The sequence below is a fragment of the Micromonospora sp. NPDC051924 genome, from assembly GCF_055586005.1.
In genome coordinates this window covers 25,051-42,331 of record NZ_JBVJJA010000051.1, presented here as the reverse complement: position 1 = coordinate 42,331, position 17,281 = coordinate 25,051, and the positions used below count along the sequence as shown (strand labels likewise).

The following is a 17,281-nucleotide window of genomic DNA, read 5'->3' as shown; positions in this document are numbered from 1 at the left end:
GCGCCCAGGTCTGGATCATGTCCTCGACAACATCCGCCACAAATAGAAGATCATGCCCGAGGCCACAACCTCACCAACTGAGACACCCCCTAAGCACCGCGCCAACCCGGCGAAGGCGCGCGACGGCGAGTTGCCGTCCCTGCTGAGGAGGCCACCGCCGATCAGATGGTGGTCGGTCGGCCCCGCCCAAGATGCCTACGCCTTCGATTTGGGCGCCGGCACGTACCTGGCTGCGCCGGGGCTGATCGTGCTCACGCCTCGGTCAGGCTGTTGCGAACAGCACGGCAAGGTTCGTGATGCCGACGTCGACTCCGATCGTCGAGTCGGGCCGCGTCGGTCGGCGTTGGGCTCGCTCGACCTCGACGGTGAACGCGACGTGCCACCGGCTGCCGTCGCGCCGGACGGTCGCGGACATGATCCGGGCGGTGCCGTTGTCGAGGCGGCGGGCCAGCTTGCCGGCCGACTCGTGCAGCTTCAACCGTCCCAGCCGCGGCAGCACCACATGCGTGCGGTCCGGCTCCACGCGGATCGTTCCGGTGGTGAACCGCACGCTGGGCGTGGTGCGGCGGCGGGACTTGAACCGAGGGAACCCGACCGGCCGGCCGGCCCGCTTACCCGTCCGGGAGTCCGACCAGTTCCTCAACGCCCGAGCCAGCGCGTCAAGGCCGGTGTTGAACGCCTCCTTCGAACACTCGGCCCACCACGGCGCCACGTCCTGCTTGACGGCGTTCCACGCCTTGCGCAGCGCGGGCAGCGACCACGAGATCCCCGGGTGAGCTGCCCATCCGGAACACCGTACGTGCGTTCAGCGGCCCTCTGATCCATGACAGCTTTGACCCGGGCCAGCGCCCAGTTGTGCGCGACCCGGGCGGCCCCGGCATGCGCGAGGACGTCGCGTTCCTGGCCCGGGTTGAGGTCCAGAGCGAACCGGTACGCCTGGATTGTCTTCACGCCGGGTCCGCGGTGACAGCTTCGATGGCACGGCGGGCCCGGTTCCCGGCGGCGCCGCGGCCGTGCAGGCGGGCGCCCAGCGAGGTCAGGATCTCGGCCACGTCACGCACAAGGTCCTAGTCACGCCGGCAACCATAGGGGCGCTAGATATCGCTAACGACCACCGACACGCCAACAGTTGTTAACCCTGTCCCTGTTTCGCTCCCGCCGGCATCCACCTTCGCAACATGAGGTGAGGCGGTCTGATGAAAGAGATTGGTGAGGAGCCGGTAACGCAGTACACGCGGCATCGGTTGTACTTCGGGCGGGGCGGCAGGACTGCTGACCATTCAACGCCGTGAGGCTTGAGGAGAGCTGACGAACGTGCCGTTCTCTCTTGATGAAGTCCGGGAGCGGACGGACACTTGGCCACGCGTGGACGGCATGGTGGAGCCCGAGCGCCCCGGCGTTCCTGAGGGGCCCGCATCGACAGTCGCTGGGAGGTCGCGCCCGGCTTCGCCCCCACGGACTCGGCATCGGGCGCGTGGAAGGGCCGCGCGCCCCCCGCGTCGTTCACATGAGCAGCCGCAGGCCGAGCAGGCTGCGGTCTACGCCCCTCAGCCGCCCACCGACGCCGAAAAGTGCCAGTACTACGGCGCACAGTCGCGATGGATCTTTGCGGTGCTGTTCCTCGCGTTCGCCGCCGTGATGTACGGCATGACTCGGATGGCCATCCAAACGTGGTGGACGAGCCCGCTATTCGTGATCATCGCGGTGCAGATCGGCGGGGTCGCGATCAGCCTGCTGTCCAGCACCCGCAAGCGCCGCAGTAACCTCGCCGAGCACAGGGCCCGTATCGCGGCCTACCGGCCCGCCCGGTACCCGTCGATCGACGTGTTCCTACCCACGGCCGGCGAGGACCTACAGATCCTCGCCAACACCTACGAGCACGTCTCGCGGCTCCGGTGGCCTGGGGTCATGACGGTGTACGTCCTCGATGACTCTGACCGGCTCGCCGTGCGGGAGCTTGCAGAGGGGCACGGGTTCCGCTACCTGGTACGCCCCAATCGGCCCATCATGAGGAAGGCCGGGAACCTGGCCTACGGGTTCGCGTACTCCAACGGGGATCTGATTCACGTCTTCGACGCCGACTTCGCGCCGCGAGAGGACATGACTCTGGAAATCGCCCCCTATTTCGAGGACCCGAAGGTCGGCATAGTCCAGACACCGCAGTACTTCGACGTGAAGCACCCGGGCTTCAACTGGCTGCAGCGCGCGGCCGGGGCCACCCAGGAGCTGTTTTACCGGTGGGTCCAGCCCGCCCGAGACGCGGTCGACGCGGCGATCTGCGTCGGCACCAACGCGATTTACCGGCGCGCCGCGCTGATGGCCGGGGGCGGCTTCGCGCAGATCGGGCACAGCGAGGACGTCCACACCGGAGTGAACATGGCCAAGGCCGGCTACGTCACCCGTTACGTGCCGGTGAATCTCGCGAAGGGCCTGTGCCCCGACGACTTCGACGGGTTCGCCCCGCAGCAGTACCGCTGGTGCACCGGATCGATGAGCCTGCTCGGCGACCCCAGGTTCCACCGCTCGCCGCTGACGGTAAGGCAAAAGCTGTGCTTCTGGACGGGATTCCTCTACTACATCACCACGTCACTCGCGGTGTTCACGGTGCCGATCCCCGGTCTGCTCATGGCTTGGTCCTTCCCCCAGTACATCAAGCCGGCCAACTACCTGCCGTTGGTCGGCGCGGTGATGGTGTGGGCATTGATGATGCCCGTGGTCACGCACGGCCGGTGGACACCGGCGGTCGTACGCATCCAGCTGCTCATCGGGTTCTGCCACGCCGTGGCTCTCTTCGACTTCCTGCGTGAACGCACGGCCGCCTGGGTTCCGACCGGGGCGGCGAAGGGCGCGCCAGTCGCCAAGCGCGTGTTCCGCCTGCTCCGGGCATGGCTGGTGACCGTGCACCTGCTGCTATGGCTAGGGCTCGCACTCGGCGCCGCCACCTACGGCATCGACCGGTACTGGGCGTCGATACTGTTCACTCTGCCATCAATGTACTTCACCGTACCGCTGCTCCTCGGCAACGCGGGGCTGCGCCGACGGCGGCCTCGCCGCGCCCCAGCCCGTTCGGCAGTGGCGCTTGATCGGAACAAGCCGACCCGTCAGCCGCAGCCCGTGACGCCCTTGTGAGCGAAAGCATGAGGCGGACCCTCCTAGCAGCCGTCGCCGCGGCAGCCGCCATGACTGTCGTCGCCAGCTGCACCCCGCCTGACTTGAATGATGCACGTCGGGGCGACCAGGCTCGGAGCGTCGACACCAGAACAGCGTCGCCCGCACCTGCCGCCCCAGTACCCGTTGTAGCCAAGACCAGCGACGTGCTGGGCACGGGGCCCGTGTTCGGGATCAACATGGCAGACCGCACCGAACATGCACTCGACGTGGTCCACGCCGCTACCGGGTGTCGGCCGACGTGGGTGCAGTTCTTCGTCTCGGTCGCGGCAGGAGTGACGGTGGAGGACATCCGGAAGAACCCGGGCACGCCGCTGATGTCGTTAGAGCCATGGCGGGCCGGCGCAGGCCCCAACCAGCCGGACTTCACGTTACGCGCGACGATCGACGGCAAATGGGACCGGGAGTACCTTAAGATCGCCCGCGCCGTCGTTCAGTACCGCGACGTCATCATGCTGCGGTTCGCGCACGAGATGAACGGCCGGTGGTACCCGTGGGGCCCGGTGGCCGGCAACACCCCCGCCGAATACATACAGGCGTGGCGACGTGTCGTCGCCCTGTTCCGCGACGCCGGCGCCACCAACGTGCTGTGGGTGTGGTCGCCGAACATCCTCCGCGGCGCTGTCGACACCCCCGTCAACGCCTACTACCCGGGAAACGAGTGGGTTGACTTCGTCGGCGTCACCGGCTACGGCGTCCGCGAACGCAGCCCCGAGGTGACCTACGCCAAGACCTTCGCCCAGATCCGCGCCATCACCGACAAGCCGATCATCCTCACCGAGACCGGCGCCCAGCACGGCCCCACCAAGCTGTCGTGGATTCGCGCCTTCGGGCCGTGGCTGCGCGCCAACCCCGACGTCGCCGGCTTCGTGTGGAGCCAGCGGAAGCGCGGCCAGGGCGGCACCGCTGACTGGCGATTTGACGACGATCCGGCCAACCTCGCCGCGTTCAAGGCCACCCTTCCGGCCGGCCGCGTGCCGTGCCAACCGTGAGAGGCCCACCAATGAGGAACAGCGCGCCCGACGACGCCACCGTCATGTTCGATAGGCCCGGGCCGCCCAACGACGCCACCGTCGTCTTCGACAGGCCCGTGGTACGCGATGACGCCACCGTCCTGATCGACCGCATCCGGGCCGACGGGCTCGACGGGCCCGAGGCCAGCACGCTCCGCCGCCTCGGCGTGGTGCGGACCATGCTGCTCGCCACGCCCGCGGGTATCACCGCGACCGCCCTGGGCGTCGTCGGCGCCGCCGGCCGGCAGATGTGGAACGATGAGTACGCCACCTGGCACGCGAGCACTCTGGGGATCGACGACTTCGTCAGGCTGCTGCAGAAGGTGGACATTGTCCACGCGCTCTACTACGTGTTCATGCACGCGTGGATCGTCGCGTTCGGGGATTCTCCGCTCGCGCTGCGCGGCCCTTCCATCGCCGCCACCGCCATCACGGCCGGCGCGCTCACCCTGCTCGGCCGGCGGCTGTTCAGCGCCCCGGTCGGCCTCACCGCCGGGCTGCTGTTCGCGTTCATCCCATCGGTGTCCCGCTATGCCCAGGAGGCCCGGTCGTACGCCGCGGTCACCGCCGTCGCTGTCGTCGCCACCGTCCTGCTGCTCCGCGCCCTGGAATGCCCGAGGTGGCGGAGGTGGTTCCTGTACGGCGTGACCGTGGCCGCGCTCGCATGGCTTAACTTCGTGGCGCTGCTGGTCCTCGCGCCCCACGGGCTGCTGTTCTGGCGCGCCGCCCACCGCGCCCAGAACCTGCGGGTGTGGCGCGGCCTCGCCGCCGTGACCGTCCTGGTCGTGGCGGCGCTGCCGCTACTGTCGAGAGCGTCGCAGCAGTCCGGGCAGATCAACTGGGTCAAGGCCAAGCCTCTTCTCGACCTTCCGCAGTCGCTGTTCGCATCGCAGACCATCGCCGTCATCGTGCTCGCCGCAGCCGCGGTCGGCGCGCTCGTGCTCCACCGGGCACACCGCTTCAACCTCGCCGTCCTGCTGGCCTGGACCGTACTGCCGCCAGCGTTCTGCTACGCGACATTCGACATGCTGCACCTACTCCTGGCCCGCTACCTGCAGTTCACCCTGCCCGCATGGGCGCTGCTCGCCGCAGTCGCCGTCAACGCCCTCGTCATCGCGTTGCCGGCTCGGCGCACGACGGCCGTCGCCTCCGTCATCATCGGCATTACCGCAGTGGCGACGGTCGCCTACGTCGGGCTCCCCGACCAACGCGAGGTCCGCCGGTCGCCGGTGGTCGGCCAGCCGGACTACCGGGGCGCGATCCTCGCGATCCGGGACCAGGCGCAGCCTGGCGACGGTATCGCCTACAACGACGTGTTCGGCGAACTGTCCGGCCTCGGCCGCAAGGCGACCCGGTACGAGCTACGCCACGACGACGCGCCCCGCGACGTGTTCCTGGAGGTGTCAGCGGCCGAGCGCGGGTCGTTCTCCGGCCGCGAGTGCGACGATTGGTCGGCCTGCCTCGGCGACACACAGCGGCTCTGGCTGGTCAGCACCACGACCTCCCGTGACCCGTTCGACGGACTGAGCGACCCACGCAAGGCACTACTGCGCGGCCAGTTCGCCGCTTCGTCTCCTCAGCAGTTTCAGGGCGTGCGGGTAGTGCTGCTGACGCGCACAGGATCCGGCCGCATACCGAACTCGAAATGAGCCTGTCGGGTCGGCGGCCTCCTGCAGGGTGAACCGCCGGCGTCCGACGCGCCGCGGGCAGAACTCCGCGAGTTCTTCGCGGACAACGGCACCCGTCACCTGGTCGGGCCCCACATCGAAGGTCTTGGCCGATCCCGATGATCAGGCGGGGGCCGCTCCACGTAGCGTCAACACACCGAACCAGCCAGCGGCCACCGGCACCATCCCGACTCGAGAGTTAAGCCCCAGTTGCTCCTTTTGGGTGATACGCGCACATCGCAAATCACGATGGCGGGTAAGCCTCCAGCTCGTAGATGCGGGCCGAGGGGTCAGTGGTCTGTGTCGGGGTGGTGACGTTGAGGCGGACGTAGCGGCCAAATGCGTCCACGTAGTGGGTACTGACGTTCGCCGTATTCGCGGTCACGGTGACGACCGTCCACCACTGTATGCCGTCAGCGCTCATCTCAATGTTGAAGGCGCGGGTGTTGTACGACGCCGGCTCGCCGCCGGCGCCAGCATGGCGCAGCACAAACTTCCGGATGTTCACAAGCGGGCCTCCGGGGGTCCCGAGATCGACGCGCAGCCACTTGTCGATCCCGTTGGAGCACCACTTGTTCGACGCGCCGCCCGAGCTACCGTTGACCGCCTTCTCCGGGCCTTCGGTCGCAGAGCACTGGCTGTCCGCGGTCGCGGGCTTGTTCAGCGCGAGATTGACTTCCGGCGGCAGCGACCCGGCCTGGCCGTAGGCCTCCAGCTCGTAGATGCGGGCTGCGGGATCGGTGGTCTGTGTCGGGGTGGTGACGTTGAGGCGGACGTAGCGGCTGGTTGCCCTCACGTCGTGGGTAGTGACGTTCGCCGTATTCGCGGTCACGGTGACGACCGTCGTCCACGTTGTGCCGTCAGCGCTCACCTGGATGTTGAAGGCGCGGGTGTTGTACGACGTCGGTTCTCCACCGGCGCCAGCATGCCGCACCACGAACCGCCTGATGGTCGCAGTGGATCCGAGATCGACGCGCAGCCACTTGCTGGCCCCCTTGGAGCACCACTTGTTCGACGCGCCGCTCCAGCTACCGTTGACGGCCTTCTCCGGGCCTTCGGTCGAAGCGCACTGGCTGTCCGCGGTCGCGGGCTTGTTCAGCGCGAGATTGACCCCGCCGTAGACCTCCAGCTCGTAGATGCGGGCCGAGGGATCAGTGGTCTGTGTCGGGGTGGTGACGTTGAGGCGGACGTAGCGGCCGGTTGCCGCCACGTCGCTGGTGGTGACGTTCGCTGTGTTCGCGGTCACGGTGACGGCCGTCGTCCACGTTGTGCCGTCAGCGCTGACCTGGATGTTGAAGGCGCGGGTGTTGTACGACGTCGGTTCCCCGCCGGCGCCCGCATGACGCACCACGAACTGCCTGATGGTCGCAGTGGATCCGAGATCGACGCGCAGCCACTTGCTGGCCCCCTTGGAGCACCACTTGTCCGACGCGCCGTACCAGCCACCGTTGACGGCCTTCTCCGGGCCCTCGGTCGGCGCGCACTGGCTGTCCGCGGTCGCGGGCTTGTTCCACGCGAGATTGACGTCGGGCGTGAGCGGAATCGCCAAACAGGTCTGGGACACGGTGAAGTCGCCTATTGGGTTGCCCGTGACCTCGGCGCTGCCGCTGATGATCTGCGACCCGGCCGGCACCCTGACCCGCGCCAGCGAAGTGCCACTGATGATGTCACCGTCGGGACCGGGAACGCTGATCGGGGGGAGTTGTTGGCCTTCCGGCGTCCAGAAGGACAGGGTCAGCGCCGTGAACTCGCCCTGCTCGGGGAGTGGCAGGTCGAAGGTCCAGACATCCAGGCCGACAAAGGGACCATTTCCGAGCACTTGGCAGTTCTGTGGGAAGCCTTCCGCGGTGCGGCCCACCTGCTCTCCCCAGAGGGGGATCTGAGCGCTCAGCTGCGCCCGAGCCGGTGTGGCGACCGACAGGCCGATTATGCAGACCAGCAACGCCCCGGCGAAACGGATTGAATTACGCATATGCATAGGAATCACGATTGCCTTTATCGATGGCCGGTAGCTAATTTGCCGCAATCCGTGGTGCTGCCTACCGTGGGCAGCTAACGCGTAGGGCGCGTACCGTCATGTTTACCCGAAAACGGTTAAAAAGAGATATGCTTATTGCCTGCCGCAACGGGCTGACCGGTCTGCCCGAGGTCGGGCTGAATGTCCGGATGCAGGTCAGCGTCGTCCTGCCGTCGGCGCAGGTCAAGGCCTTATCCCAGCCGGAAGCAGCATCTGAAACAACGCCGCTTTCGGTCAGGCGACAGGGAGCCCCGGGAGGCGCGTTGCCCCTCCCGGGGTGGAACCTCACAGAATTACCGATTGGTCCAGGGGCTTGTCCGTCGAGGCCGGTGGCCGTCGCGCGGTCTCGCACGTCGGGGCGGCGCTGCTGCGGCTGCTGGCTGATCGCAGCGGGCTGACCGGCGTTGTCGACGGCGGTGGCCCGGCGCGGGTTCGTTCCGGGTCGGGACCGGGGCAGGGTGGCTGGTCGACCTGACGGTGATGATCGCCGACGGCGGTGAGGCGATCGCGGCTATCGACAAAGTGCCCAACGCCAAAGGAACCCAACCGGCACGCGACGATCGGAGCCGATCAGCACGCTCCAGAACCCTTCGGTAGACACCCGCGGCCGGTGCACCGCCGCCGCCAGTCCCACGGTCACCTGCGCAGCGCGAGTACCGGCAGCGGGCGCACTCGACGGTGTCCTGGTCTTCGCCGCTGAACCCTCGCAGCTCGTCGTCGGGAGAGGTAGCCGGCCGATTTACGGGATGTCGGTGCCGTTTCCGTCCGTCACCAACCGGGCGGCCGTGTCCGGTAGCGCCACCTCGTGGCCCTTTGCGCACTTCACCACGACGCCAAGCGGACTCCCGCAGCCGGCATGCACGAGTTCGACGCCACCCTCCCGGCCGAGCCGCTCCCCCCACTGCAGCAGCGCGACGAGCACGGGGAACAGCTCCCGGCCCAGTTCGGTGAGGACGTACTCGTACCTGGTCCGCTTGCCCGGCTCCTGGTACGGCTGCCGCTGCAGCAGGCCGTCGGTGACCAGCTGTTTGAGCCGTTTGGCGGCCACCGCCTCGGTCAGGCCGGTACGCCGGGCCAGTTCGTCGAAGCGCCGGCCACCGTAGTAGATCTCGCGCATCAGGATCATCGCCGACCGGGTGCCGATCAGCTCCAGCGCGTGCTCCATGCGGCACCAGCCCTCCGCCTGCCACTCGTCGCGATCGGCGAAGCGGCCGGACAAGGTGATGACGGCGTCGGTGTCCGGCTTGGCCGGCCCGGCTGGCTGTGTCATGGCTACCACACCCATCTGGCTAGGCGATTGCATAGCCAGGGGTGTTACCGTTCTGGCTATGGTTTCCACTAGCCAGCCTAACACCGCCTCAGAGCCCCGCCCGGCCCCGACGACCGAGGCACGCCGACGATGGTTCGCGCTCTTCGTCGTCTGCCTGGGCGTGATGATGAGCTTCGTCAACGTGTCATCGACCATCTCGGCGCTGCCGCCGATCCAGGACGACCTACACATGTCCGCCAGCACGCTGGTCTGGGTAAGCAGCGCCTTCAGCCTCGCCGTGGTTAGCCTGGTCCTCTCCGCCGGCACCCTCAGCGACCTGCTCGGGCGGCGGCGGGTCTTCTCCTACGGCGTCGCTCTCTTCACCCTCGGCAGCGCGCTCGCCTTCGCCGCGCCGAACACGGGTTTGCTCATCACGGCCCAGGCCGTGATGGGCATCGGCGCGGCGGCCGTGTTGCCGTCGAGCCTGTCGATCGTGAGTCACGCCTTCACCGACCACCACGAGCGGACCGGCGCCATCAGCGTCTGGGCCAGCTGCGCCGGCCTCGGGCTGGCGATCGGACCGCTGGTGGCGGGCGCGCTCCTGGACCGGGCCTCCTGGCACGCGGTCTACCTCACCAACCTCGCCCTCGGGGCGCTCGCCCTCGTGCTCGCCCGGCCGTTCGTGACAGAGAGCAAGCACCCGACCCGGCGACTCGATCCCGCCGGCGTGCTGCTGGGCACCATCGCCGCCGCGTCAGCGACCTACGCCATCATCCAGGGCGGCGCCAGCGGCTACGGCCGGCCCCCGATCATCGTGGCCTACGCGGTCTTCGCCGCCTCGCTGGCGGCCTTCGTCCGGCTCGAACTCCGCCACCACGACCCCATGTTGGACCTGCGGCTGTTCAAGAGCGCCTCGTTCGCGACCGTGATGACCATCGCCGCCGTCACCATGTTCGGCTTCGTCGGCATCTCGCTGCTCACCGTCCTCTACCTGGAACGGATCGCCCACGCAAGCGCCCTGGAGACCGGCGTGAAGCTGCTCCCCATGTTCGTCCCCTACATCGTCGTCAGCGCACTCGCCGGACGCCTGGCCCGCCGGGTCGGCATAGCCCCCATGCTCGCCGCGGGGCTCGTTCTCATGGGCGCCGGGGCCCTCGCGCTGCTGATGGTCGGCCCGTTCAGCGGATACGCAGCGATGTGGCCGGCGCTGTTCGTCGCCGGCGTCGGCTCGGCGCTGCTGGTGGCGCCCTCGACCGCCGCCGCCGTCAACAGCGTGCCACCGCTGCAGGCCGGCATGGCCGCCGGCTCGGTCAACATGTTCCGCCAGTTGGGCAGCGTGCTAGGCCCGAGCATCCTCGGCACCCTCGCGACGACACGCTTCCCGAAGTACCTGCACGAGCAACTCGCGACGGCCGGAGTGCCGTCCGACACGGCCGAAGCGATCGTCGCGGGAGCCACGCGCGGCGGCAGCACCGCTCAGCTCCCGGCCCCGCTGGCACACACGCTCTCCCTCGCCGTGCCGCGAGCCTTCACCGACGCCCTTCACCTCGGCTGGCTCGTCGGCGGCGTCGTTCTACTGGTCATGGTGATCCCGACGATGCTGTTCATCCGGCACCGCCCCGCTCGTCACTGACGATCGAGAGGGGCGTCACCTGGCTCAGGCTGGGACACCCGACCGCACAACATTCCCGTCGGGACGACCTGCTCGTTGGGCGGAGATGCGAGGGCGATGCCCACACACGCTGCAAACCCTGAGCTACGTGAGCCCGTACCGGCACCACCGGCAATCCGCTTGAAACCCGTGGCGAATCACGCGAAGGGTCAGCACCGACCGGTACGGGACCTACTGACATGCTTGCCGTCAGCTCACATCCACCTGGACGCCTGGCCGGCCGTTCTCCACCACAAAGCTGGCCCTGGTCGACACCGGGACGCCCAGCTCGGTGACATACGGCACGACGCGGTAGTCGGTGCGCCACATCTGCTGGTCGAGCTGGCAGCGAACGTATCCCCGCCGACCGTTGTAGAACCGCATGTGCGGGTTGCTGGCCAGCCACTCGGTGCCCCGGGTGTCCATGTCGGAGCCGTTGCCACCCGAGGTGATGGAGGTGCCGAGAAATTCGACCCCGACGGTGCGGGACGACTGGTCGTCGAAGTTCTGCTTCAGGTCGGCGACCATGCTGCAGTGCGCGTCGCCGGTGACCACCACCATGTTCTGTACGCCACGCTCGACCACACCGTCGAAGAGGCGCTGCCGGGCCGCCGCGTAACCGTTCCAGTTGTCGTCCGACAGCCGCTTGCCGGGACCCGGGTCCCGGTCGGCTTCGGCGATCACAGTCTGGTTACCCAGCACGTTCCACCGCGCCGTCGAGGCGGCCAGACCGTCGAGCAGCCACCGCTCCTGGGCGCTGCCGAGCATGGTCCGGGACGGGTTGTCCATCCCGGCGGGCACCTGGTCGGACCGGTACTGCCGGCCGTCGAGGATGTTGAACTCGGCGAGGTTCGCGTAGCGCAGCCGCCGGTACAGCCGCATGTCCGCTCCCTGCGGGATGCTCACCCGGCGCAGCGGCATGTGCTCGTAGTACGCCTGATAGGCGAGCGCCCGGCGCTGCCGGAAGCTCTCCTGCGACTGCTTCGGATCCTCGGACGTCCCGTCGGCGTAGTTGTTCTCCACCTCGTGGTCGTCCCAGGTGACCGCCCACGGGAACCGGGCATGCGCGAGCTGCAGATCCGGGTCGGTCTTGTACTGGGCGTGCCGGATCCGGTAGTCGCTGAGCGAGAAGATCTCAGTGGCGGGCAGGTGCGGCCGGCCGATCGCGCTGACTCCCGGGCCCTCGTAGATGTAGTCGCCAAGGTGCAGGACCAGGTCCAGGTCCTCCTCAGCCAGGTGCCGGTAGGCGGTGAAGTGCCCGGCCGGCAGGTTCTGGCAGGACACAAAGCCGAAGGCGAGCCGCCGCCGGTCCGCGTCGTACGCCGGGGCCGTGCGGGTTCGCCCGACCGGGCTGAGCTGCGTGCCCACCCGGAACCGGTAGAAGCACTCGCGGTCGGGGCGCAGCCCGGTGACCTCCGCGTGCACCGAGTGGCCGAGCTCTGGTGCGGCGAGTTCCTCGCCCGCGCGGACCACCTGCCGGAACTGCTCGTCCTCGGCCACCTGCCAGAGCACCGGGACGACCCGGGCCGGCATCCCACCCGACCCGTCAACAGCCAGCGGGTCCGGCGCCAGCCGGGTCCACAGGACGACCCCGTCGGGGTACGGGTCACCGGAGGCGACGCCCAGAGTGAACGGGTTGTCGGCGAAACTGGGGTCGGCCCAGGCCGGTGCCGCGGAGAAGCCGGCGATGGCGGCGGCGACTCCTGCGCCGGTCGCACCCGTGAGCCCGAGGAATGTGCGCCGGTGAAGTGAGGGCATGCGACTGTCCCTTCAGGGGTGACAAGAGATCACCACCGATTCTTGGGACCAAGATGGCCGCCGGGTGGCCGTACGGACACAACAGGCGAACGCGTCCGCAATCATCCGAGGCCCGGCTGGGCGCCGACCACCAAGGCGGGCGGCAACGAAACACGAGACGCGATCGTGCATCCGGTATATCCGCGTCGCCGAGTCGACTGCCGGTTGGCGCCCTCGCACACCGCGTCAGGGACGTCGCACCGCCAACTGCCCCGCCGGCGCGATCGAAGCTGGCTACGGATCGACCAGGGCGGTGGCCTTTGCCCGCCCTCGTGTAGGACCATCCAAATCTCGACCGGCTGATCCGCTGTCACCCGGCCCGGGCGAACAGCAGGGCAGCCGTCGGCGGGCGCCTTAACGCAATCGTCGTCGGACCGCCGCCGGCACGTCTACTTAGAGCCCCTAACTCTTTGAGCGTTGGAGTCGGCGCCAGCAGATGATGGCGCAGGCGAGGGTGAGGAAGGCTTCGTGGATGTCGTCGCGGATCTCCCAGCGGATGCGTAGGCGGCGGAACCAGTGCAGCAGGGCGATGGTCTGCTCGACGACCCACCGTCGGGTGCCCAGGCCCGAGCCGTGGCTGACGCCGCGTCGGGCGATGACCGGGGTGATGCCCCTGTCTCGGAGTTGGCGGCGGTAGCAGTCGTAGTCGTAGCCGCGATCGGCGTAGAGCCGCGTCGGTCGTTGCCGCGGACGACCACGGATGCCTCGGATCGGTGGAACCTTGTCGACCACGGGCAGGAGTTGGGTGACGTCGTGTCGGTTGCCGCCGGTCAGGCTTGCGGCGAGGGGGATGCCGCCGGCGTCGGTGATGACGTGGTGTTTCGAGCCCGGTCGGCGGCGGTCGACCGGGCTCGGACCGGTTTTGGGCCGCCCTTGAGCGCCCGAACGTGGGAGCCGTCGATCACCGCCCGGGACATGTCCAGCTGCCCGGTGCCGCGTAGTCGCCCCAGCAGCACCTCGTGCAGCCGTTGCCACACCCCGGCGTCGTTCCAGTCCCGCAACCTGCGCCAGCAGGTCATGCCTGACCCGAATCCGAGTTCCTGAGGCAGGTACTCCCACGGGATCCCGGTATAGAGCACGAACAAGACCCCGCACAGCACCTTCCGGTCATCGAGCGGCTTGCGACCGGGATAGCGACGCCGACGAGGCGGTCGGGGCGGCAGCAACGGCTCGATCTCGGCCCACAGGTCGTCCGAGACGATCCACGGCGGTTCCTCACCTCGCCTCACGGCCGATCACTGTAGTTGATCGTCCATGAGGGATAGACCCGAGCATCCGCCTAGATCATTCTGTTAGGAGTTCTTAGTCGTCATCGCAAGCAGTAGTGGTCTTTGCTTGGTACGGCGACGGTACATGGCACCGCCCACCAAGCCGCTCACCTGCGCTGAAGCCCGTGCAGGGTTAGGTCTTCTTCTCGCCGCATCCTCCCTCACCGCCGCCTGACTGACGCGCTGAACGTTTCAGGGAACTCAGGCGGGGCAGATATTCGTGACCGACCATGAAGACCAGGGAGGCCACGACCATGGCTAAGGGCGACATCGAGACGTATCCGCAGGACGGGCAGTGGAAGAACCGTCCGGAGGGCAACCAGCGGGCGAGCACCGTTCACGACACGAAGGAGGAAGCGGAAGCCGCCGGCCGGGAGATGGCCAAGCAGCGCGACGCCGAGCACGTGATCAAGAAGCAGGACGGCACGATCGGGGAGAAGAACACCTACCCGCGCAGCCGCGACCCCCGAGAGATCCCCGGTTGAGCCGCATGTACATCGCAGGGGCCGTCATCCCGTGGGAAGACGGCCTTTGCCGTGTGGATGAGCAGCCAGATCACGAAGGCCGGCGTCGACACCGTGCGGCCCGCCAGCGAAGAGAGGGGTTCGGGACAGCAGTGGAAGGCCGGATCTGCCACGCTGACCACTGACCAGCCGTGCTGCTCCGTGTGGGACGGACTGACGCGCAACAGCGGACTAGAGCATGGCCGAGCACCTGGCCCCATCACGGTCGGCTTTGACCACGCCGCCCCTGGCGAATCCAAACCGCCTGGCGGTGGGGCAGATGGTCGTGGTCGGTGCGGCGGCCGCCCTGCTTCTGAGAGGGACCACCAGCGGCCCGTGGGTGCTGCTCGCGCTCTTTGTCGGGCTGCACGTCGTGCTGCTCATCGGCGCGGTGGCGCTGCTAACGGTCGAAGGGGTGTCTGCCGGCGTCGGTTGGCGCCGCTGACCTGCGTGAGCTGTCAGCCGGCGTCGCTCTCCCCCGGGTCTGCGTCGGTCAGCTTGGCTGTACCGATGGCTGTACAGCCTCAGTGCTTCTGCGTCTCGTAGCGGGCTTCGGCTTCTGACGTACGGACCCACGAGATGATCACTCCGTCGATGTCGCCGCTTGGCCCTTGCCCTGTTCCGAGGTTGATGTCCCACTGCTGAACCGTGATCGCGGTCGAGTTCTTCGATGTCGGCGCAGCCACCGCCGTGGGTGGCGGCTGCACCGTCCCACGTCAACACGCTCGACCGGCCCTCGCCGAACGCGCTGGCGATCCGTCACACGCCTCGGCCGCCGACCGGCTACAACGCTGCTACGAACGAACCGAAGACGTCATCAACGCGTTCTTCGACCTCGCCGACGCGATCATCACCGTACGTAGCCTCATCCGGCGGTCATGGACCTCTACTGCTGGAACACCCGCCCCAACCGCCGCCCATGATCAAACGCAATTCTGCGCTAGTGCGGTGTCCACTGACGTTCACCGGGTTTCCGGTGCAGCGTTGTGGATCCTCGCCGTGTGGCGAGCGACTCCCCACCGGTTGGTGGGGCGGGCCTCCGCGGGCCACCTGATCCTCGCGCCGCTTGTTGGGGGCGGCGGGGGTCACGTCGGGACTGGCCGGCACCGGGCAGGTGTCGGCCGGCTCGACGGTGCGTGACCACCCCGGGCACCACCACGACGGGTGGTGTGGGGGTGGTGGGTCCGCCGCCCGGGATGCGGGTGGCGATGGTGGCGGCCGCGACCAGGTCACGGTGCCCGGAAAACTGACAGTGGGGGCAGGACATGGTCCGCCCACGCGGTTTCGGGATGCGCCGCCGGCAGGCGGGGCAGGTGGAGGAGGTGCCACGCTCGTCGACCAGGTGGACGGTGATGCCGGCCAGGACAGCCTTGTCGATCAGGATCTGCAGGAGCCGGCCGATCTGCCACTGCCGCAGCCGCAGGTTGTGCCGCCGCCCCGCATCAATGCCGAGCACTCCGCGCGGGTCACCGACGTGCAGCACACCGACCCGCTGCGCCACCGCCCAGGACACCACCGTGCGGGCGGCTTCGTGCTGGGCCTGCCGGACCCGACGCCGGTGCCGGCCCTCCACCAGCCGGGCCCGCCGCCGGTACTTCCGCCACCGGCGCGACCCCCGCTGCCCCGGCTTCGGCGCACACCCCGCCGTCGCCCGGCGGCGAGCCTTCGTATCCGCCAGATGCATCCGATGCTCGGCGCGGATCGCCCGCCCCGACACCAACAACCCGGCACCGTCCGGGCCGGCCACCGCGTACGGGTGGATGATCCCCAGATCCACCCCGGCAACCCGGTCCTGGTCCGGGCCCTGGCCGGGCAGGTAGGTCGCGACCGGGACTTCGGCGGTCACGTCCAGGAACAACCGGCCACCCTCACACAGCAGAGTGACCGACCGGACCTGCTCCACCGGATACGGCACGTCCCTGGCCAGGCGCAGCCACAACGGCGACGAGCCTTTCGCCACCGGGATCCGCACCCGACGCCCGTCGAGGGTGAAGGTGCCGTGATACCAGCGCACCGGCATCAACCCGCGCCGCCGACGCGGGAAGCGGGCCGACACGTCCCCGTCCTTACGGCGCTTCGCCGCCGCGAACCACGCGTCGGAGAACCGGCGCAACACCGACCGGGCACCCACCGAGTCCAACTCGCCGAACGTGCCCGACCCCGAAGCCGCCAACTCCCGACACAACTCCTGATAGCCCACCAACGGCGCCGCCTGACGGCGCCGCCGCCACGCGTTGACCTCCAACACGCACGCCCACACGTCACCAGCCGAACGCAGCAACCCGAAACACCGCCGCCGCTGCCCCGACGTCACCCGCAACGCCACCCGCCCCGTGCGATACACCACACGAGGCGCACAAGGATTCCGACGACGAGCCACAACCCGACCCAACACCACCCGTACGACAAAATCGCCGAGCCACCAACCCGGCGAACGTTAGTGGACACCGCACTAGCTTTTGCGGAAGGGGTGTGGCGGCTCTTCAGGTTTCTGGGAGCCGCCACACCGGGGGTCACATGACGAACGGGAATGTGCTCCAGCCGTAGCCGAGCTGCACTCGGGATGGGATGGCGAGGCCGTTGTTCGGGTAATACCAGAGGTAGCCCGAAGCGTCGACGCCGAGTACGTCAGCGTGTTCGTCGCCGGAGAAGTCCGAGGCGAAGACGTGTTTGAAGGTGCCCCAGCCGTAGCCGAGCTGCACCCGGGACGGGATGGCGAGGCCATTGTTCGGGTAGTACCAGAGGTAACCCGAAGCGTCGACGCCCAACACGTCCGCATGCCCGTCACCGGAGAAGTCGGCCGCCATGACCTGCTTGAACGTGCCCCAGCCGTAGCCGAGCTGCACCCGGGCTGAGAGGGCAAGACCATTGTTCGCGTAGTACCAGAGGTTGCCGTCGGCGTCGACGCCGAGTACGTCGGCCTTCCCGTCGCCGGAGAAGTCGGCCGC

The 17,281-nt window shown here is 68.4% G+C and carries 14 protein-coding genes and 3 pseudogenes; 8 read left to right on the top strand and 9 right to left on the bottom strand.

The genetic code is table 11. The annotated features are described in order from the left end of the window. Window positions 1-262: 262 nt before the first annotated feature. The gene (locus ACZ6S5_RS29505; protein ID WP_466005493.1) at window positions 263-712 is read right to left on the bottom strand and encodes a hypothetical protein; all 450 of its coding nucleotides are present in this window, start codon (window positions 710-712) and stop codon (window positions 263-265) included. Next, complete coding sequence (locus tag ACZ6S5_RS29500) at window positions 640-951, bottom strand: helix-turn-helix domain-containing protein (RefSeq protein ID WP_466005486.1); 312 nt, start codon at window positions 949-951, stop codon at window positions 640-642. The genes ACZ6S5_RS29505 and ACZ6S5_RS29500 overlap by 73 nt, the downstream gene beginning before the upstream one ends. A 660-nt stretch (window positions 952-1,611) precedes the next feature. On the opposite strand from ACZ6S5_RS29500, the gene ACZ6S5_RS29495 reads away from it, so the two are divergent. The 3 genes from ACZ6S5_RS29495 to ACZ6S5_RS29485 all read left to right on the top strand — a co-directional run bounded on the left by ACZ6S5_RS29495 (window position 1,612) and on the right by ACZ6S5_RS29485 (window position 5,830). After that, window positions 1,612-3,129, top strand: a complete 1,518-nt coding sequence (locus ACZ6S5_RS29495; protein WP_466005485.1) for a glycosyltransferase family 2 protein — start codon at window positions 1,612-1,614, stop codon at window positions 3,127-3,129. Between the two features lie 218 nt (window positions 3,130-3,347). Next, the gene (locus tag ACZ6S5_RS29490) at window positions 3,348-4,160 is read left to right on the top strand and encodes a glycoside hydrolase family 26 protein (RefSeq protein ID WP_466005484.1); all 813 of its coding nucleotides are present in this window, start codon (window positions 3,348-3,350) and stop codon (window positions 4,158-4,160) included. An 11-nt stretch (window positions 4,161-4,171) separates the two neighbouring features. Next, window positions 4,172-5,830: a glycosyltransferase family 39 protein gene (locus tag ACZ6S5_RS29485; protein ID WP_466005483.1), complete on the top strand. Its 1,659-nt coding sequence runs from the start codon at window positions 4,172-4,174 to the stop codon at window positions 5,828-5,830. Window positions 5,831-6,149: 319 nt separating this feature from the next. Here the strand turns inward: ACZ6S5_RS29485 and ACZ6S5_RS29480 are convergent. Then, window positions 6,150-7,370 (bottom strand): annotated as a pseudogene (locus ACZ6S5_RS29480) (discoidin domain-containing protein); the annotation flags it as partial. Between the two features lie 772 nt (window positions 7,371-8,142). On the opposite strand from ACZ6S5_RS29480, the pseudogene ACZ6S5_RS29475 reads away from it, so the two are divergent. Beyond that, window positions 8,143-8,384: pseudogene (locus tag ACZ6S5_RS29475) on the top strand (IS1380 family transposase); the annotation flags it as partial. Window positions 8,385-8,604: 220 nt separating this feature from the next. On the opposite strand, the gene ACZ6S5_RS29470 reads toward ACZ6S5_RS29475, so the two are convergent. Beyond that, the gene (locus ACZ6S5_RS29470; protein WP_466005482.1) at window positions 8,605-9,135 is read right to left on the bottom strand and encodes a winged helix-turn-helix transcriptional regulator; all 531 of its coding nucleotides are present in this window, start codon (window positions 9,133-9,135) and stop codon (window positions 8,605-8,607) included. Between the two features lie 58 nt (window positions 9,136-9,193). On the opposite strand from ACZ6S5_RS29470, the gene ACZ6S5_RS29465 reads away from it, so the two are divergent. Further along, entirely contained in the window at window positions 9,194-10,747 is a 1,554-nt protein-coding gene (locus tag ACZ6S5_RS29465; RefSeq protein ID WP_466005481.1) for an MFS transporter, read from the top strand. Window positions 10,748-10,975: 228 nt separating this feature from the next. On the opposite strand, the gene ACZ6S5_RS29460 is transcribed toward ACZ6S5_RS29465, so the two are convergent. Both ACZ6S5_RS29460 and ACZ6S5_RS29455 read right to left on the bottom strand, forming a co-directional pair. Continuing rightward, complete coding sequence (locus tag ACZ6S5_RS29460; protein WP_466005480.1) at window positions 10,976-12,523, bottom strand: alkaline phosphatase D family protein; 1,548 nt, start codon at window positions 12,521-12,523, stop codon at window positions 10,976-10,978. Between the two features lie 441 nt (window positions 12,524-12,964). Beyond that, window positions 12,965-13,764, bottom strand: a protein-coding gene (locus ACZ6S5_RS29455; RefSeq protein ID WP_466005491.1) for an IS5 family transposase whose coding sequence is annotated in 2 segments (ribosomal slippage) — window positions 12,965-13,428 and window positions 13,428-13,764 — 801 coding nt in all. Because the reading frame shifts where the segments join, the coding sequence is not laid out codon by codon here. 320 nt (window positions 13,765-14,084) lie between these two features. Here ACZ6S5_RS29455 and ACZ6S5_RS29450 point away from each other — a divergent pair. Beyond that, window positions 14,085-14,315 carry a DUF2188 domain-containing protein gene (locus ACZ6S5_RS29450; protein ID WP_466005479.1) on the top strand — a complete coding sequence of 77 codons (231 nt, stop codon included), beginning with the start codon at window positions 14,085-14,087 and terminating at the stop codon, window positions 14,313-14,315. Window positions 14,316-14,532: 217 nt separating this feature from the next. Beyond that, window positions 14,533-14,778: a hypothetical protein gene (locus ACZ6S5_RS29445; RefSeq protein WP_466005478.1), complete on the top strand. Its 246-nt coding sequence runs from the start codon at window positions 14,533-14,535 to the stop codon at window positions 14,776-14,778. A gap of 79 nt (window positions 14,779-14,857) precedes the next feature. On the opposite strand, the gene ACZ6S5_RS29440 is transcribed toward ACZ6S5_RS29445, so the two are convergent. Continuing rightward, a complete protein-coding gene (locus tag ACZ6S5_RS29440; protein ID WP_466005492.1) occupies window positions 14,858-15,040 on the bottom strand; it encodes a hypothetical protein in 183 nt (60 codons plus the stop codon). Between the two features lie 61 nt (window positions 15,041-15,101). Here ACZ6S5_RS29440 and ACZ6S5_RS29435 point away from each other — a divergent pair. Then, a pseudogene (locus ACZ6S5_RS29435) lies at window positions 15,102-15,256 on the top strand (IS5/IS1182 family transposase); the annotation flags it as partial. Between the two features lie 17 nt (window positions 15,257-15,273). Here ACZ6S5_RS29435 and ACZ6S5_RS29430 read toward each other — a convergent pair. After that, entirely contained in the window at window positions 15,274-16,647 is a 1,374-nt protein-coding gene (locus ACZ6S5_RS29430) for an RNA-guided endonuclease InsQ/TnpB family protein (protein ID WP_466005490.1), read from the bottom strand. 199 nt (window positions 16,648-16,846) lie between these two features. After that, the coding region (locus ACZ6S5_RS29425) for an FG-GAP-like repeat-containing protein (protein WP_466005477.1) at window positions 16,847-17,281 on the bottom strand (435 nt) is incomplete at its 5' end.